14 protein-coding genes are annotated in these 18,204 nt (G+C 64.1%); 5 read left to right on the forward strand and 9 right to left on the reverse strand.

Annotation, left to right across the window (positions count from 1 at the left end; genetic code table 11):
• Positions 1-39 precede the first annotated feature (39 nt).
• On the reverse strand, positions 40-1,392 hold the full coding sequence (locus AC1DMY_RS18005; protein WP_477166240.1) for a GH1 family beta-glucosidase: 1,353 nt from the start codon (positions 1,390-1,392) through the stop codon (positions 40-42).
• A 149-nt stretch (positions 1,393-1,541) separates the two neighbouring features.
• Here AC1DMY_RS18005 and AC1DMY_RS18010 point away from each other — a divergent pair, with 149 nt between their 5' ends.
• Entirely contained in the window at positions 1,542-2,633 is a 1,092-nt protein-coding gene (locus AC1DMY_RS18010) for an ABC transporter ATP-binding protein (protein ID WP_477166241.1), read from the forward strand.
• An 8-nt stretch (positions 2,634-2,641) separates the two neighbouring features.
• On the opposite strand, the gene AC1DMY_RS18015 is transcribed toward AC1DMY_RS18010, so the two are convergent.
• The 8 genes from AC1DMY_RS18015 to AC1DMY_RS18050 form a co-directional block, all read right to left on the reverse strand.
• Positions 2,642-3,451, reverse strand: a complete 810-nt coding sequence (locus AC1DMY_RS18015; RefSeq protein ID WP_477166301.1) for a carbohydrate ABC transporter permease — start codon at positions 3,449-3,451, stop codon at positions 2,642-2,644.
• A gap of 8 nt (positions 3,452-3,459) precedes the next feature.
• Entirely contained in the window at positions 3,460-4,338 is an 879-nt protein-coding gene (locus AC1DMY_RS18020) for a carbohydrate ABC transporter permease (RefSeq protein WP_477166242.1), read from the reverse strand.
• A complete protein-coding gene (locus AC1DMY_RS18025; RefSeq protein WP_477166243.1) occupies positions 4,335-5,645 on the reverse strand; it encodes a sugar ABC transporter substrate-binding protein in 1,311 nt (436 codons plus the stop codon). Before AC1DMY_RS18025 ends, AC1DMY_RS18020 begins: the two co-directional genes overlap by 4 nt.
• A gap of 3 nt (positions 5,646-5,648) precedes the next feature.
• Entirely contained in the window at positions 5,649-7,106 is a 1,458-nt protein-coding gene (locus AC1DMY_RS18030) for a glucoamylase family protein (protein ID WP_477166244.1), read from the reverse strand.
• Positions 7,107-7,186: 80 nt separating this feature from the next.
• On the reverse strand, positions 7,187-10,216 hold the full coding sequence (locus AC1DMY_RS18035; RefSeq protein ID WP_477166245.1) for a TonB-dependent receptor: 3,030 nt from the start codon (positions 10,214-10,216) through the stop codon (positions 7,187-7,189).
• Positions 10,217-10,248: 32 nt separating this feature from the next.
• Positions 10,249-11,295: a LacI family DNA-binding transcriptional regulator gene (locus AC1DMY_RS18040; RefSeq protein ID WP_477166246.1), complete on the reverse strand. Its 1,047-nt coding sequence runs from the start codon at positions 11,293-11,295 to the stop codon at positions 10,249-10,251.
• Positions 11,296-11,540: 245 nt separating this feature from the next.
• Positions 11,541-12,332, reverse strand: coding sequence for a carboxylesterase family protein (locus tag AC1DMY_RS18045; RefSeq protein ID WP_477166247.1), 792 nt, complete (start codon positions 12,330-12,332; stop codon positions 11,541-11,543).
• A 52-nt stretch (positions 12,333-12,384) separates the two neighbouring features.
• Complete coding sequence (locus AC1DMY_RS18050; protein ID WP_477166248.1) at positions 12,385-12,954, reverse strand: hydrolase; 570 nt, start codon at positions 12,952-12,954, stop codon at positions 12,385-12,387.
• A 202-nt stretch (positions 12,955-13,156) separates the two neighbouring features.
• Here AC1DMY_RS18050 and AC1DMY_RS18055 point away from each other — a divergent pair, with 202 nt between their 5' ends.
• The 4 genes from AC1DMY_RS18055 to leuC all read left to right on the forward strand — a co-directional run bounded on the left by AC1DMY_RS18055 (position 13,157) and on the right by leuC (position 18,079).
• Positions 13,157-13,711, forward strand: a complete 555-nt coding sequence (locus tag AC1DMY_RS18055; protein WP_477166249.1) for a TetR/AcrR family transcriptional regulator — start codon at positions 13,157-13,159, stop codon at positions 13,709-13,711.
• A gap of 399 nt (positions 13,712-14,110) precedes the next feature.
• On the forward strand, positions 14,111-15,715 hold the full coding sequence (locus AC1DMY_RS18060; RefSeq protein ID WP_477166250.1) for a 2-isopropylmalate synthase: 1,605 nt from the start codon (positions 14,111-14,113) through the stop codon (positions 15,713-15,715).
• A 16-nt stretch (positions 15,716-15,731) separates the two neighbouring features.
• Positions 15,732-16,670 carry a branched-chain amino acid transaminase gene (locus tag AC1DMY_RS18065; protein ID WP_477166251.1) on the forward strand — a complete coding sequence of 313 codons (939 nt, stop codon included), beginning with the start codon at positions 15,732-15,734 and terminating at the stop codon, positions 16,668-16,670.
• A complete protein-coding gene (gene leuC / locus AC1DMY_RS18070) occupies positions 16,670-18,079 on the forward strand; it encodes a 3-isopropylmalate dehydratase large subunit (RefSeq protein WP_477166252.1) in 1,410 nt (469 codons plus the stop codon). Before AC1DMY_RS18065 ends, leuC begins: the two co-directional genes overlap by 1 nt.
• The last annotated feature ends 125 nt before the right edge of the window (positions 18,080-18,204 follow it).

Here is an 18,204-nt window from a genome sequence, read left to right on the forward strand (position 1 = left end):
GTGCGCTCCCACAGAAAGAGCGGCGTGGCGATCCTGCTGTCAGGTATCGAGCACCGCCCCATGGGTCTCGATCACGCTCGCATAAAGCTTCGCCGTAGCCTTGGGCGTGCGCTTCTGCGTCGCGAAATCCACATGGTAAAGACCAAAGCGCTTGGCAAAGCCCAGCGACCATTCCAGGTTATCCAGCAACGACCACGCGTAGTAACCCTTGACGTTCACACCTTGCTGGATGGCATGGTGCATCGCCTTGAGGTGTTTGCGCAGATAGCTGCTGCGCAGCGGGTCTTGCACGATGTCGCCCTCGGCAACCGGCGCGTCGTAGAAGGCCGAGCCGTTCTCGGTGACGTAGATGGGGATATCGCCGTAGCGATCCTTGAACCACGTGAACATGTCCGTGAAGCCCTGCTCGTACACTTCCCAACCCGTTTCCGTGTACGTGGTGTTGGGCTGTTTCACCGGCACGGCTTTCAGCGGATAGGCGTTGGGATCGTTTTTCACGACCGCGCGCGTGTAGTAGTTGAGGCCGACAAAATCGACCTTCTGCCTGGTGAGTTTGAAATCGTCCTCGGGGAAATCCGGCCATGCGGGCCCAAAGATTTCCTTCAGTTCCGGCGGATAGCTGCCGAGCAAAGCTGGATCGGCGAACTGCTCGTTCATGTAGGCATGCGCACGGCGCGTGGCAGCGATATCTTCGGGGCTGTTCGAGGCGGGATATTTCGGCTCGATATTGAACACCACGCCGATCTCGTGCTTGCCTTCCGCACGGTACGCCTGGATACCGGCGCCGCTGGCGCGCATCAGGTTGTGCGCGGCAATCGGCGCCTCGTACTTGCTGCGATGTCCCGGCGCCAGCGCGCCATGCAGGTAACCGCCATCGGTGACGACCCAGGGCTCGTTGAGCGTGGTCCAGCGCTTCACGCGGCCGTCCAGCGCCTTGTACATCACGCTGGCGTATTCGGCGAACCAGTGGGCGATATCGCGATTGAGCCAGCCGCCGCGATCATCCAGCGCCGCGGGCAAATCCCAGTGGAACAACGTGGCATTGGGCTCGATGCCGTTCTCTAGCAACTCGTCGACCAGCCGCGAATAGAAGTCCAAACCCTTCTGGTTGATGCGACCGGTGCCTTCCGGCAACACGCGCGCCCAGGCGATGCTGAAACGGTAACCCTGCAGGCCGAGCGCGCGCATCAGCTGCACGTCGTCCTTGTAGCGGTTGTAGTGATCGCAGGCGATGTCGCCGGTGTCGCCATTGGCCATCATGCCGGGCGTATGCGCGAAACGTTCCCAGATGCTCGGACCCGCGCCGTCGGCCAGGGGTGAGCCTTCGATCTGATAGGCCGAGGTCGCGGCGCCCCAATGGAAGCCTGGGGGAAAGCGATAACTCTGGGTCATTGGAAAAAATCCCCTATGCCGCAGTGCGGCTTGATGTAAACGATTACATACTGAGAATAGCGGAGCGCGGCCGAGATGTGCACCGGTTGCATCCACATTCGTATACGGTGAGCCATGCAGCCGCCGGAAAGAAGGAGCGTCAGGCGTCGATGGCAACGGTGAATCTGGATCGCGTCAGCAAGATCTACTCCAACGGCCATATCGGTGTGGCCGAAGCAAGCTTCGATATCGCCGATGGCGAGCTGCTCGTACTGGTGGGCCCATCGGGCTGCGGCAAGACCACGCTGCTGCGCATGATCGCGGGCCTGGAGTCGATTTCCTCCGGCATGCTGAGCATTGGCGGGCGCGTGGTGAACGACGTGTCGCCGAAAGATCGCGACATCGCCATGGTGTTCCAGAACTACGCGCTGTACCCGCACATGACGGTGGCGGAGAACCTCGCCTTTGGCCTGCGCCTGCGCGGCAAGACCAAGGCGGAGATCGACGAGCGCGTGACGCAGGCCGCCAAACAGCTGGAAATCGAGCATCGACTGACGTCGCTGCCAGCGGCGTTGTCCGGCGGCCAGCGCCAGCGCGTGGCACTGGGTCGTGCCCTGGTGCGCGAACCGAAGGTGTTTCTGCTGGACGAACCGCTGTCCAACCTGGACGCCAAACTGCGCCTGTCGATGCGCGTGGAAATTGCGCGCCTGCATCGCCAGCTCGGCGCCACCATGATTTATGTCACCCACGACCAGGTCGAGGCGATGACGCTGGGGCAGCGCATCGTGGTGCTCAACGGCGGACAGATCCAGCAGATCGACACGCCCATGCGGCTCTACGAAAAGCCCGCGAACCTGTTCGTGGCGGGCTTTCTCGGCTCGCCGGCGATGAACCTGCTGCGCGGTCCGCTGCGCCACGGCGACGGCTGGCAGCTCGAAACGCCGCAGGGTTTGGTGCGACTGGGAGCGCTCGACGCGCAGACGCCCGAGCTGCTGCCGTGGATCGATCGCGAGGTGGTGGTCGGTGTACGCCCCGAAGACCTGCGCCCCACCGGCGAAGCGAGCGCGACGCTGAGCGCCGTGCTGGAAGTGACGGAGCCGGTGGGCAACGAGATCTTCCTCAACCTGCGTCGCGGCGAGCAGTCGCTGGTTTCGCGCATAGCGCCCGGCGCGCTGCCGGAGGTTGGCAGCGTGATGCATTTCGAACTGGCGCTTGATCGTCTGCATATGTTCGACCCCCTCGCCGGCGCACGTATCGCCTGAGTGGACCATCAGCCCTTCACGCTGCCCAGCAACAGGCCTTCGATGTAGTAGCGCTGCATCGCAAGGAACAAGGCGAGTACCGGAATCACCGTCACCACCGAGCCGGCCATCATCAGCTCGCTGTCCTGCGCGTGCTCGCGCGAGAGCGAGGCCAGGCCCAACGGCAGCGTGTAGTGCTCCTGTCCGGTCAGCGCGATCAGCGGCCACATGAAATCGTTCCATGCGGTGAGAAAGGTGAAGATGGCCAGCGTCACCATGATGGGCTTGAGCAGCGGCAGTACGATCTGGCCGAAGATGCGCCACTCGCCCGCGCCGTCGATGCGTGCCGCTTCCAATAATTCATCGGGAATGCCGCGTGCGTACTGCCGCACCAGGAATATGCCGAACGCGGTGGCCATCGCCGGCACGATCACCGCGCCGTAGCTGTTCACCATACCCATGTATTTGAGCATCAGGAACAAGGGCAGCATCGCCACCTGGGCCGGGATCACCAGCATGCCCAGCAGCACCTGGAACAGGCGCTCGCGCCCGGCGAAGCGCAGTTTGGCAAAGGCGTAGCCCGCCATCACGTTGAAGGCGAGCGACAACACAGTGATGGCCGCCGAAATCGCCAGGCTGTTGAACAGGTAGCGACCCACGCCCGCACGCAGGAACAGCACTTCGTAGTTGTGCCAGCTGGCGTGTGCAGGCCACAGCGGCGGCGGCAGGTTGCTGGCCTCGCCCGGGTGCATGAACGACACCGAGAACATCCACAACAGCGGAAACACCGCCACCAGCGTGCCGCCGATCAGTAAGCCGTAGATGATGGCCCTGGCCATGCGCGGACTCACGCGGGCTCTCCGCGCCGACCCACGCGCAACATCAGCGCGGTAACGACGAACATGATCACGAACAGCAGGAAGGCCACGGCGGAAGCGGTGCCGAAGTTCCACCACTTGAAGCCTTCGTTGTACATCAGATACAGCACGCTGGTGGTGCTCTGCAGCGGGCCGCCTTCGGTCATCACGTAAGGCTCGGCGAACAGCTGGAAGTAGCCCGACACGGTGAGGATGCCCACCATCAGCAGCGTGGGCCCGAGCATGGGCAAGGTGATATGGCGGAACTGCTGAAGCGCCGACGCGCCGTCGATGCGTGCGGCCTCGTAGAGATCCCGCGGGATCGCCTGCAAACCAGCGAGGAAGATGATCATGTTGTAGCCGAAGTTCTTCCACACGGCGAACACGATGATCGACGGCATCGCCCAATGCGGATCGCCCAGCCAGTCCACCGGATGTATCCCTGCCAGACCCAGCGCGTAGTTCAACAAGCCGTACTTGGTGTTGAAGATATAGCGCCACACCACCGCCACCGCCACGACGGTGGTAACGACCGGCGCGAACAGCGCCGTGCGGAACAAAGTCTTGTACCGCACCAATGGCGAGTTGAGTAACAACGCCGCGCCAAGCGAGACCATGATCGACAGCGGCACGCCGACGATCACGAAGTACAAGGTATGTCCCAGCGCCGACCAGAATTTCGGCTGGTGCAGAAGATCCCAGTAATTGTTGAGCGCCACAAAGCGCAGGTGACGGATATCCGCCAACGCATAAAGATCGTAGTCGGTGAGGCTCAGTCCCAACGCCGCCACCACCGGCAGCAGGAAGAACACGCCGAGCACCAGCAATGCCGGCGCGAGAAACCACCAGGCGGCGCGCTGACCGTTCATGGCGATGCCCCGGCAACGCGGGCGTGGTCGAGTATCCAGCGTCGTTTTTCAAGGATGCGATCGGCACGCCGGTCGATCTCGGCAGCCGCCTGGTCGATGCTCAGTTCACCGGCCACCGCCTGCGCGGCCACCAGCTGCATCTCGTTGGCGATCTGCTCCCATTCCGGCACGGGCGGCGTCGCCTTCACGTGCTCGAGCTGTTCGCGGAATGCCTGCACCTTGGGATCGGTACGCAGGCTGCCGCCGTCCCAGGCGCTGCGCCGCGCCGGCATGTCGCCGAGCAGATCGTAGAAGCGCTGCTGCACGTCGGGCCGTGATAGATACTCAATCAAGGCCCAGGCCTCGTCCTGATGCGCCGATCGGCGGAATATCACCAGGCTGGAGCCACCAGCTGCACCGGTGCCAGGACCGTCGGGCCCGGGCAACGGCGCGGTAGCCCATTCGTTCTCGCGTTCGGCCGGCAAGCGCTGGCGGAACTCGCCGATATTCCACGGACCGGAGAAATAGAACGCGTAGACGCCGCGGCTGAATTCTTCCCAGGGGTTGCCCGCTTCCACCGCGGTGATCGCAGGCGCCTGCTTCAGACGAAACGTATCCACATAGAACGCCAGCGCGCGCTTGAAGCCGTCGCTGCGGAAATTGCCGTAGCGTCCGCCGTCGCGCAGCATGGACTCAGGCTGTTCCAGCGCCAGCGACATCAGCTGCTCGTATTCGTTGGTAGGCAGCAGGATGCCATAGGTGCCCCGGCCCGGCTGGCTAAGCGCGGCGAGCATGCGTCGCCACTCGGCCCAGTTGCGCGGCGGCGCATCGAAACCGGCGGCCTTCAACAGATCGCGGCGATAGAACAGCAGGCGCGTGTCGACATACCAGGGCACGCCGTAGAGCTCGCCGTCGATCAGGTTGGTCGACCAGATGTGGTCGAAGTAATCGTCGGGCTTCACCACCGCCGATGCCGCCACCCGTCGCTGCAACGGTGCCAGGGCACGCAACGCGACGAACTCCGGCAGCCAGGTATTGCCGAGCTGGCTGAGATCCGGCGTGGAGCCGCCAGCAAACGCGGTGAGCAGCTTCTGATGCGCCGCGCTGAGCGGCAGCTGCTGCACCTTCACGTGGATGCCCGGATGTTCGCGCTCGAACTCGGGCAGCAATTTCACCACCGCCTCGCCTTCGCGGCCGATGGTCCAGAAGTTCAGCGTGTGCGCGTCCTGCGACGACGAGCAGCCCGCCAGCAGCAGCACAGCGACGGACAGCAGGCGGCACGCCACCCGGTTCGTCGCTGCGTTGATGCGGCGGGACAGCTCAGGCATCGCTCATCGCTGCTTGGACTCCAGCCAGCCGCCGGTAAAGCCGGCGCGCTCCAGACCCTTGCGGATATACGGGTTCTTGCGCATCACGTTCCAGACGAAACCGCTGCGCCAGTTTTCTATCATCAACACGATGGGACCCTGGTCGATGCCGATCTGCTTGTCGTCCGCCCAGCCCATATTGGGCACGACGCGGCCTTCGCTCGGCTTGGCGCCCGTATCGTAACTGGGGTTGAAGGCATCGACGAAACCGTACTTGCCATACACCGCGTCACCATAGCGCTTCTTCATTTCCAGCAGCGCGGGCACCACGATTTCCGGTGCGAACGCGATGGAGCCGCCGGCGGCGGTTGGCGCGATGGTGCCGTCATCGGAAATGTAGTCGAGCCCTGCGCCGCGTGCCGTATAGCCGTAGAACGCGCGCGTGCTGCCGTCGTCGCGCTTCACTACCGCATCGCCCGGGCCGTTGCAGGCGGTGAGGCCCCAAATGTTCTCGCCATAGTCTTCCCAATGATTGGGATTGGCGATCGCATAGGAGCGCTGCGCGTAAGTCGCCTCGCGGCTGTTCTGGAAGTAGTCGGTGTGGTGATCTCGACTCCAGGCATCCTGGATGCCACGGAAGTCGATCCAGCTGTGGCTGTACTGATGGCCGAACAGCGGCGCGAAGTTGAGGAAGGTGCGGCCCTGGAATTCGCCCCACTGCTTGGGATAGCTCTTGGCCCAGGCCTGCCACGCGTCGTCGCTCACCGGATGCGTGGGCGAACCCATCGCCAGCACGTACACCATCATGCCTTCGTCGTAGCCCTTCCAGTTGGCCGGGATGAACTTGCCGCCCGGTGTCCAGCCCATGCTGATCAGCGGCGCCTTGGGCTGCATCCAGGTCCACTCGACGCGCTTGTAGATCGCGTCCGCCAGCTCGCGTATCTGCTTTTCCTTGGCGGAGTGGCGATCGAAATACGTTTGCGCGAACAGCACGCCGCCGAGCAGCAGCGTCGTGTCCACGCTCGACAGCTCGACCCCGCGCCCATAGCGCTTGCCGGTCTTCATGTCGAGGAAGTGATAGAAGAAGCCGTGATTGCCGGTGGCGTCGTCTTCGCTGTCGTTCTGCGTCGCGTCGTTGAAGAAGCGCAACGTGGCGAGCGTGCGATCCGCCGCTTGCTCGCGCGTCACATAGCCACGCTCCGCGCCCACGCCATAGGCAGTCAGCCCGAAACCCACCGAGGCGATGCTGGCGAACGAGTCGCCCGGCCAATGATCGGGAATCAATCCCGTCTTCGGATCGGCGCTGTCCCAGAACCACTGGAAGGTGCGCTGTTCCAGCTCGTCGATGGCGGCCCGCTGTTCCTTGGGAAGCGCGTTGTACTTGAGGCCGGCGGCGGCATCCGGCGCAGGCGCCGCCCAGGCAGTGCCGATGGCGAGCGTGAGAGCGCCGACCAGGACGGCGCGAAGGAGAGGCTTGATCATGATCCGCTGCTCTTTAAAGAGAGGCCCGCAATATGCGGGCCTCGAAGTGCCGTCTTCATGACGGCCAGGGGGGGTGCCACTTAGAAGTTGATACCTGCGGTGACCTTGAGCGTACGCGGATAACCCGTGATATCGCCCGTGGGGTTGTAGATCACCTGACGCTTGTTGAGCACACCGTTGTCGCCGATGGTCTCGATGAAGCCAACGTAGTTGTTCCAGTTGAACGCATTGAGCAGGTCGATGCGTACATAGGCGTTGAGGTTGCCGTAGATCTTGAAGTTCTTGGTCGCCTGGAAGTCGATGTCGCGGTAACCGAACACCTTGCCACCGACCAGGAACTTGCCCTCGCCCGGCGGACGGATCGCGAAGTTCAGGCAGCCGCCGCCGTTGGTGAAGCCGCTGTCGTAGCCCGGCGCGGGTGCGCCGTAGCAGGACAGGCCCAGATCGGGTACCGGGGTGGCCAGCGTCAGCTTGCTGCCGAACACGAAGCCCCACGGGCCGTCGAGCGAGCCGGTGGCCACCAAGCGATGCTTGGCGACGCCCGGGGCAGCCGAGTACGGATAGTTGCCGATCTTCTCGTAGTCGAACGCGTACTGGTCGGTCGGGTCGTTGTTGTCGTTGTTCTGCACGGCGTTCGTGTAGGTGTACGCGAACGTGGCGCTCCAGTGCGAATCCACCGTATAGGGCTTTTCGGCAGAGATCAGCAACTGGTTGGTCTTGGTCTGCAGGCCGTTGTTGCCGATGATCAGCGTGCCGTAGCCCGGGATGCCGAAGCTCCACGGCTGGCTGCCGCCGCCCCAGAACGTGCCGTCCGGACGACGGTTGCCCAGCGTGTAGACGATGCCGTCGTGGCTCTTGATGTTCACGAAGGTGACGCTGGTGTTCCACTCGCCGATCTTGTTGCGCATGCCGATGCTCAGCTGATCGGAATACGGCGCCTTGAGGTTGTTGTTGATCATGTCAACTTCCTTGCCCGCGTTGCTGTTGGCAACGAGTGCTTGCAGGGCAGGAATGCTCAGGAAGGCCGGGTTCCAGGCCAGGCAGGTGGCGCTTGGCGTGCACGGCTGCGAAGGCGTGTTGAAGAACAGCGTGGGCTGCGACAGCACCGACTTGGTTTCTTCGACCTGCAGCGATTCGTACAGGTTGCGGTCGTACGAGCGGCCCCAGCCGCCGAAGATCACATGCTCTTCGTCGCCGAACAGATCGTTGGAGAAGCCCAGGCGCGGCTGGATTTCGTTCTTCTTCGCCTTGCGGTTGTTGCCGTTGCTGATGTAGTCGTTGATGTTCACGCCGCCCAGGGCGAGCGACTGCGCATAGGTCTGGCCCGCCGGTCCGTTCGGGTCCTGCGAATTGAGCGCGGACACCACGCCGGCCGGCGTCTGGAAGTCGAGGTACGACGGCGTCTTCTCGTAATCCCAACGCACGCCCAGGTTGAACGTCCAGTGGTCGTCGACCTGCCAGTCATCCTGGATGTAGGTGCCGAACTGCTGGTCACGACTGGTCGCCACCGGGCTCTGGCCCGGCGTCGGATTGCCGAACTGCACCTTGTACGGAATGGACTCGGTGCCATTGGGACCCACCGCATAGGTGTACAGCGCGTTGGTGTCGCCCGCGTCCTGCGCGGTCAGCTTCACCGACTTGAACTTCACGCCCATCTTGATCACGTGGTCGCCATGCCACTGGATGTCGTTGAGAGTGAAGTCGTCGGAGATGGCCGGACCCTTCTGGCCCTTGTTCTGATACGACAGCGGCGAGGAGCCGTCCACGAGCAGCGTGGAGTTCTGGTCGCTGGCATCGGTGTACGACGCGCCGTAGCCCGTGGTGATGGGCGTGGGGTTGTACTGCGCGTCTTCGTACGTGGCCTGCAGGCGGTTGAACCAGCTGTCGGTGCTGTGATCCCAACGCAGGTCGAAGCGCTTGTCGGTGTTGCGCGTATTGAGCGAGGCGTTGGCCGTGCTGTTGCCGCCGATGCCGCTGATGGCGGTTTCGTCACGGTACTTGGCGCTCACTTCGACTCGGTCGCGGTCGGTCGGCTCCCAATCCACTTTGCCGAACCAGTTGTTCTCCTTGAACGGCAGGTTGGCCGGGCCGATGGCCGCCTGCGCGCTTGCCGGCAGATTTGCCCACAGGGCGGAGTTGCCCGTGGGTACCACGGTGATGGGGCTGTTGAATTCCTTGCCTTCATAGGCAAGGTAGAAATGCGCCTGATCCTTGAGGATCGGGCCGCCGATGTCGAAGCCGTAATCCTTCTCTTTGGAATCGACCTTCTTGTCCTTCGCCTGCTCAGCCGGTGTCTCTGCGCGCATGGCGGTGTTGGTGAAGCTGCCGAACACGTCGCCGTGGAACTCATTGGTACCCGACTTGGTTTCGGCGGTCACCGCGGCGCTGGACAGCTGGTCGTACTCGGCCTTGTAGTTGGACGTGATGACCTTGTATTCGGCCACGGCCAGCTGCGGGAACGGATTGCCCTGGCTGTTGTTCTGGCCGGTGACGCCGCCGGGCAGCACGTAGTTCTTCTGGCCCACGCCGTCGATATAGACGTTGATGTTGGAGCTGGCCTGCGCGCCCGAACGAAGGCTGGTGTTGCCGTTGGCGTCGCGCGTGAACACCATGCCCGGCACGGTGTCGGCGAACTCGAGGAAGTTGCGCGACGCGGCCGGCGTGGTTTCGATCTGGCGCAGGGACACCAGCTGGCCCACTTCGGACGTCTTCACTTCTTCCAGCGTGGTGGCCGAAACGGTCACGCCGCCGAGGTTCTGCGCGTTCGCTTCGGCCGGCGTCGCCGCCGCGGCCTGTTGCGCCGTCAGATTCAAGGTGAAGGTGGAAGCGACCGTCACGGTCACGGTGCGCGCGGTGCCCGGACCGGCATCTACTTGATAGGTGCCCGGCGGCAGACCGACCAGCGCGAAGCTGCCGTCCTTGTCCGAATGCGTGCGGCGGCTGGCGCCCGTCGCGGTGTTCTTGGCCACCACGTCGACGTCGGCGGGAGCCTGGCCGCGAATGGTCGCGTCAGAGCTTTGCGCCCACGAGATCGCCGGCACGGAAGAGGCCATCGCGAGGGCAATGGCGGTAGCTAGTAAACGTTTACTTTTTTGGCGTTGAATATTCATAAGGTGTCTCCCCTCCCACAAAAGGCCGCCGCTCAGACGAGCGCCGGAGGCTGTTTCGTTGCTACGTTGGTCTGATGAGCTCCGCACGACTCGCGCACGACGACGTCGCAACGCAAAGTGCGGCTGTTGGAGCTGGTGCGCCCCTTGCCTTCCATGAGCTCGGTGAGCAGGAGCAGCGCGCTCTTGCCCAAATCTGCAATGCTGACGCTCACGGTACTGAGCGAAGGCGACACGTACCGTGCGATGAGAATGTCATCGAAACCGGCCAGCGCGATGTCCTCGGGGACGCTCACGCCAGCCTCTTTGAATGCCATCAGGCAACCCACCGCCGTCATATCGTTGGCGGCGAACACCGCACGCGGCCGCACGGCCTGCGCCAGTATTTCCTGGCCGGCGCGATAACCCGATTCCTCGGTGAAGTCGCCGGCGATGATGTTGAGCCTGGCCTTGGGCGCGTGCTTGGCCATCGCCGCGCGATAGCCCTTCTCGCGCTCTTGCGCGTCGTAGTTGCCGGCGGGCCCGGTGATGAAGGCCACCGACTCGTGACCCGCATCGAGCAGGTGCTTCACCATCGCCTGGGCGCCGGCGATGTTGTCGATGTTGATCGACGGATAGAGCGCATGGTCGACCGGGCTGTCCAGCAGCACGGCCGGCAGGTCCGACGGCAAGTTCCGGTCAAGGAACGGGCCGTCGACGAATTCGGAAAGAATGATCATGCCGTCCACGCGACCACGCATCGTGCGCACCGCCGCCGCGGCGTCTTCAACGCCGTCGTGCGAGCTGGACACGAGCAGATGCAGGCCCTTGGCGCGCGCCGCCAGATCGATGCCGCGGATCAGTTCGGAGAAGAACTCGCCGTACAAGTCCGGCAGCACCGCACCAATGGTGTGGGTGCGACCGGTGATCAGGCTGCGTGCGGCCGAATCGGGGACGTAGTGCAGATGGGCTGCAGCCTTGCGCACGGCGTTCTGGGTTTCGGTGGTGACCCCGCCCAGGCCATTGAGCACACGGGACACCGACGCGATCGAGACTTTCGCCTCCCGCGCCACATCCTTGATGGTGGCCTTCTTGGTGGTCACATCGGCTCCTGGGACACGGCGGCGGGTGTTCCCCCGACGGCTTTGCGGCGGAACGTAAACGTTTTCATCGAAACTTGTAAAGCCATCATTTCGGGCTTTTTTCGCTGCGCTGCAATACTTTCAAGCAGAAAAACTTGCGACCCGGCGACACAGCAACGCTGCCGCCTAGGCCGGCAGCCATACGGCGTCGCAACATCGAACGCTAAAATTTCGGTAGGGAACCAGACACGGTTGTGAACGAACCGTCAGCCTGCCGTAGCTTTGCGATGGGCAAACATCCACGGCCACAGCGCCGGCGAGTCGTAGGTGGGTACCCAGGAACCATGGTTCACGCCGGGGAATTCGGTGTAGCGCACTTCATCGCCGGCGCGGGTCAGCGCCTTGTTCATGGCCCGCGAATCGGCCGGCGGGACCTGGTCGTCGATCGCGCCATGGAAAATCCACATCGGCGTCGGCTTCACCCGGCTCGCCACCCAGGCGTAGGGGTCGGCGCCGCTGGGCACGCCGTAGACCTTCAGTTCCGGCATGTCGTCGAGCCCGAGGATGCCGCCGCACACAGGCGCGGCAGCCGCGAACATGCCCGGATGATCGACTGCCAGTTGCCATACGCCGTAACCGCCCATCGAGAGGCCGGTGAGGTATAGGCGCGAGCGGTCGCCGTGATAGGTGGCGATGCTCTGTTCCAATGCCGCCACGGCGGCGCGTTCTACGTCACCGCTCCATACCGTGTCATCGGGGGCCTGCGGCGCCACCACTACGGCAGGAAACTCATCACCGTGTTTTTCCAACCACGGCGGCAGGCCTTGCTTAAGCTGGGCCTGGTTGTCGCTGCCGCGCTCGCCACTGCCGTGCAGAAAGAGCACCACCGGCCACGCGCGATCCGCGCTCCAGCCAGTGGGCACGAAGACCTGGAAGGGATAGCGGTGACCATCGACGGTCACCTCACTGGCGACGAAATGCGCGTCAGCGGAGTGCGCCGATCCTGCCAGGCCAAGCAGCAGCGACGCTGCCATCCATCCCACGCGCTTCATCAGCATGTCCGCACTCTCCGTCAGTCGATCCGCCGGAGAGTACAGAGCTTGGGCCTCATCAAGCCAGAGCGGCAAGAACCTGCTCGGTGGAGCGCACGCGGCCCAGGCGCGGGAAGATGTTCTCCACCGCGAAGCGATGATGGGCGGCGTCACCCGAGCTCATGGCGTCTTCCACCAACACCTGGTTGAAGCCGAGCTCGAAGGCCTGGCGTCCGGTGGATTCCACGCCGATATTGGTGGAAATGCCGGCCAGCACGATCTGCGTGATGCCGCGGCGGCGCAGCTGCAGCTCCAGTTCGGTGCCGTAGAACGCGCCCCACTGGCGCTTGGTGATGTGCAGGTCGCCATCGGCCACGGCCAGTTCATCGGCGTAGTCCCACCAGTTGTCCGGCAGGGTGAAGTTGCGTGCGGGCTCGTCGGTCAGCGGACGCAGCATGTCGCCAGCGTCGGCCGACCAGCCCACCCGGACCAGCGCCACGGGCGCCTTCAACTCGCGAAAACGCGCCGCCAGGCGACCAGCACGCTGAAAGACTTCAGCGCTCGAATGCGGGCCCGCGCCAAACGGGGCGATGCCCTTCTGCAGGTCGATCAGGACGAGCGCGGTAGTGCGGGGATCTAGCTTTTCCATGGGAGAACTCCAGCGATGTGCAGGGAACAGGCAGGGATTGCGCCGGCATCAACGTACAATCGACCCTGTTCGGGCCGCGCCCACATGCCGGCTTTCAAGACTATTATGTGAGGACAGCCTCACATTGGAGTTTATGAGGATGTCCTCGCAAAACACAAGCCAGGGGGCGCGTGCGCCCAGCCGTCGCCGGGGCCACGAACGCGTGGCGGCGCTGCTTTCTGCGGCCTCGGACTGCTTCGTCGAAAAAGGTTTCGACGCCACCACCATGACCGAGATCGCCGCCCGCGCTCAGGCCTCCATTGGCTCGCTCTATCAGTTTTTCCCTACGAAGGAAGCGGTCGCCGAGGCATTGATCACCCAGCACGCCAACGGACTCAACGAGCGCATGGAGCAACTGGTCGCGCAGACGCCCAGCTGGTCAACGGAGGAACTTGCGGCCCGGCTCATCCGCACGTTCGCCGATTACCGCAAGCAGCATCCCGCGTTCGCCACCCTGGTCGAGGCCGCCGGTTCGCTGCCCACGATGCTGGGCCGCACCATTCGCCAGCGCATGCGCGATTATTTGAGTCAGATTGTCGCCATACACGCGCCAGGGATTGCCGCAGGCGAGCTACGTCCGGCCGCGATGGTGGTGCAGCAATTCATGAAGGCCGCTGTGGCGCTCGAGAGCGAGCAACCCGCGAGCCTGCGCAAGGCCGCGCAAAACCAGCTGCAGCAAGCGCTTTCGCTCTATCTTCGCGAGCTCGCTTCGCGCTGATTTCAGCAAACACTGTTACGCATGTGCAACGCATGCGTAGGACGTCCAGCCATCTGGACGTCCGAATGCCTACCTCGACACGCGATTTAAACATTTTCAAAAGAAACTGTTGACAACCCGTCGGACGGGCCATTAGGTTCGTCTGCATGTCGCAGCGCAACAGCCACGATCGCATTGCCGAACCGATCCGTCCCCCGACGGTCGCCGGCCTGCTGCGACTTCGCACCAACCTCCTTCTTGCCCTTGTACTCGTACTCCTTATTACCAACGGAGGTGCGGGCTGAGGGCGTGTGTCCAGGTAACTAGAAAGACCACCTGAATACGACCAACAGAACCCCGCACCCGGTAACGGATGCGGGGTTTTTTGTTGCCCAAGGCGTGTGCCCATGGAGCAAAGCGATGAACCCCGATAACACACCGCCTGAGAGCGGCAACAGCGAGAACAGCGACGTGGGCGACGTAGCCGAACGCGTGCGCATTTTCGATACGACCCTGCGCGATGGCGAGCAGGCACCCGGCTTTTCGATGGATCGCCGGGCCAAGCTCCGCATGGCGCATGCGCTCGAAGCGCTTGGCGTGGACATCATCGAGGCCGGCTTCCCCAGCGCCTCGCCCGATGATTTCGCCTCGGTGTCGGAAATCGCCCGCGTGCTGCGCGGCCCCACCGTGTGCGGACTGGCACGCTGCCACGACAACGACATCGACGCCTGCGGTCGCGCGCTGGAAGTGGCGCGCCACGGACGCATCCACCTGTTCCTCTCCACCAGCCCGCTGCACCGCGAGCACAAGCTCAACATGAGCAAGCAGCAGGTGATCGACACCGCCTGCGCCGCCATCGAGCGCGCGAAGAAGCTGTGCCATGAAGTGGAGTTCTCCGCCGAAGACGCCATGCGCACCGAGCCGGAGTACCTCGTCGAAGTGTTCAGCGCGGCCATCGCGGCCGGCGCCACCACGGTGAACGTGCCCGATACCGTCGGCTACACCACGCCCATCGAAATGGCCGAGCGCATCACCTACCTGCGCCAGCACGTCCGCGGCGCGGACAAAGTGATCTTCTCCACCCACTGCCACGACGATCTGGGCATGGCGGTCGCCAACAGCCTCGCCGGCGTCGCCGCTGGCGCGCGCCAGGTGGAATGCACCATCAACGGCATCGGCGAGCGCGCCGGCAATGCCTCAATGGAAGAAGTGGTGATGGCGTTGCGTGTGCGCGCCGCCTACTTCGGCGTGGATACCGGCATCGATGCGCGCAAGCTCTACCCCACCTCGCGCCTGCTGACCCAGCTGACCGGCCAAGCGGTGGCGCGCAACAAGGCCGTCGTTGGCGACAACGCATTCGCGCACGAATCGGGCATCCATCAGCACGGCATGCTCAAGCATCGCGGGACGTACGAAATCATGCGTCCACAAGATGTGGGCATGGGCGAAACGCGACTGGTGCTGGGCAAGCACTCGGGCCGGCACGCGCTGCGCCAGCGTCTGCAGAGCCTGGGCCACGAGGTGGACGAAGTCGCGCTGGACAGCATCTTCGCGCGCTTCAAAGCCCTTGCCGACAAGAAGCGCGAAGTGCACGACCAGGACCTGGAAGCCATCGCGCTGGGCATGGATCCGGAAGCGACCGGCCCCTGGCGCATCGTGCAGCTCAACACCAACTCGCACCTGGGCGGCAGCGCGTCGGCCTCGGTGAAGCTGACCCACGACAACGGCCATGAAGTGGGCGAAGCGGCGATTGGCGACGGCCCGGTCGACGCCGTGCTGCGCGCCATCGAACGCGCCACCGGTACCTCACTCGACGTCACCCAGTTCCAGGTACGCGCCGTGAGCGAAGGTGGCGACGCGCAAGGCCAGGCCCAGCTGACCGCGCGCCATGCCGAGCGCGACTGGCGTGGATCGGGCGTAAGCACCGACATCATCGAAGCGACCGCACATGCCGCGCTCGCCATCGTCAACCGCATCGAACGACAACAACCCGTGTCGCCCCGGGCTGCGGTCGCGAGCCTGTGAAACCGAGGAGCTACAAATGACGACGCCCTTCCTCTGGCACAACGGCCAGATCAAACCCTGGACCGAGGCTACGGTCCACGTCAGCACCCACGCGCTGCACTATGGCTCTTCGGTGTTCGAAGGCGAGCGCGTATACGCCACGCCACAGGGCCCCGCCTATTTCCGCCTCGCCGATCACACGCGTCGCCTGTTCGAATCGGCGCGCATCTACGAGATCGAGATCGGCTACAGCGAAGAGGAAATCAACGCGGCCTGCCACGAAGTGATCCGCGCCAATCGCATGAAGTCGGCGTATGTGCGTCCCATCGTGTTCCGCGGCGCGGGCGGCCTGGGCGTGTTGCCGAAGGCGGATTCGCCGGTGGATGTGGCGATCATGGCGCTGGAATGGGGTGCGTATCTCGGCGATGCGCTCGAGCACGGCGCGGACGTGTGCGTGTCCTCCTGGCAGCGCCCGGCGCCGAACACCTTTCCGAGCTGGGCCAAGGCCGGCGGCAACTACCTCAGCAGCCAGCTGATCGCGCTCGAAGCGCGTCGCGGCGGCTACGCCGAAGGTATCGCGCTGGGGCACAACGGCTTGCTGAGCGAAGGCGCAGGCGAAAATCTGTTCCTGGTGAAGAACAACAAGCTGCTCACGCCGCCCACCAGCGCCGGCATCCTCGCCGGCATCACGCGCGAATCGGTGATCACCCTGGCCGGCGAACTGGGCATCGTGGTGGAAGAACGCGACCTCCCGCGTGAGGCGCTGTACACCGCCGACGAGATCTTCATGACCGGCACCGCGGCCGAGATCACGCCGGTGCGTTCCGTGGATCGCAAACCCGTCGGCGCTGGCCGCCCTGGCGATGTCACGCGCGCACTGCAAAAGGCTTTCTTCGGATTGTTCGATGGCACCACCGCTGACCAATGGGGCTGGCTGACCCCCGTGCAGGTCGAAGCAGCGCAGGAGGCTGCGTAATGGCAAAGACATTGTTCGAAAAAGTGTGGGATGCCCATGTCGTCGCTGCCGAAAGCGCTGACACACCCGCGATCCTCTACGTCGACCTGCACCTGGTGCACGAAGTCACCTCGCCCCAGGCTTTCAGCGAACTGCGCGAGCGCGGCCTGAAGCTGCGCCGTCCCGATCGCATGCTGGCCACGCTGGATCACTCCACTCCGACCCTGCCCGCGGGCGCCGATGGCGAGCGTCCCTACGCCAACGCCGAAGCCAAGGCGCAGGTGTCGCAACTGGAAACCAATTGCCGCGAATTCGGCGTGGAGCTGCACGGTTGGAACAGCAGCGACCGCGGCATCGTGCATGTGTTTGGCCCGGAGCTGGGTGCGACCCAGCCGGGCATGACCATCGTCTGCGGCGACAGCCACACCTCCACGCATGGCGCGTTCGGCGCGCTGGCGTTCGGCATCGGCACTACCGAAGTCGGCCATGTGATGGCCACGCAGTGCCTGCTCCAGCGCAAGGCAAAGACGCTGGCCATCCATGTGGACGGTCATCTGTCCGCCGGCGTGGGCGCGAAAGACCTGATCCTGCACATCATCGGCGAAATCGGCGTGGATGGCGGCACCGGTTACGTCATCGAATACCGCGGCGCCGCCATCGAGCAGCTCTCGATGGAAGAGCGCATGACGGTGTGCAATATGTCGATCGAAGCCGGCGCACGTGCCGGCCTGATCGCGCCGGACGAAACGACGTTCGCCTGGCTGAAGGGCCGTCCCCGTGCGCCGCAGGGTGCTGCCTGGGACGAGGCCGTCGCACGCTGGAAGTCGCTGCGCACCGATGACGGCGCCGAGTTCGACCGTGAGGTGCGCATCGATGCAAGCAAGGTGCGTCCCACCGTCACCTACGGCACGCATCCGGGCATGGCCATCGCGATGGACAAGCCGGTGCCGGCGGCGCGCAACGCGCAGGAAAAGCGTGCGCTGGATTACATGAATGCTGAGGCGGGCAAGCCGATGCAGGGCACGCCGGTCGACGTGGTGTTCGTCGGCAGTTGCACCAACTCGCGCCTGTCCGATTTGCGCGAAGCCGCGCATGTGTTGCGCGGTCGCCGCGTCGCCGATGGTGTGCGCATGCTGGTGGTGCCGGGTTCCGAAGCGGTGCGCCGCGATGCGGAAAGCGAAGGCCTGCATCACGTGTTCACCGCTGCGGGCGCCGAGTGGCGCGAGCCGGGCTGTTCGATGTGCATCGCCATGAATGGTGACTTCGCGCAGCCGGGGCAGTTGGTCGTCAGCACCTCCAACCGCAATTTCGAAGGGCGCCAGGGCAAGGGTGCGCGCACGGTGTTGGCGAGTCCGGCCACCGCGGCGGCATCAGCCGTCGCAGGGCGTATTGCTGATCCGCGCGAGTACGCGACGGAGGTGGCGGCATGAAGGGGCGAGCTTGTCTTCCTCTCCCCTGCGGGGAGAGGACCGAGGTGAGGGGCCAGTCTTGCTTCGGTCCCACATCAGAGCGCGCTTCGATGTGCGCTGCCGCGAGCACCCGCCCCTCATCCGCC

This window comes from Dyella sp. 01L423, from assembly GCF_056399945.1.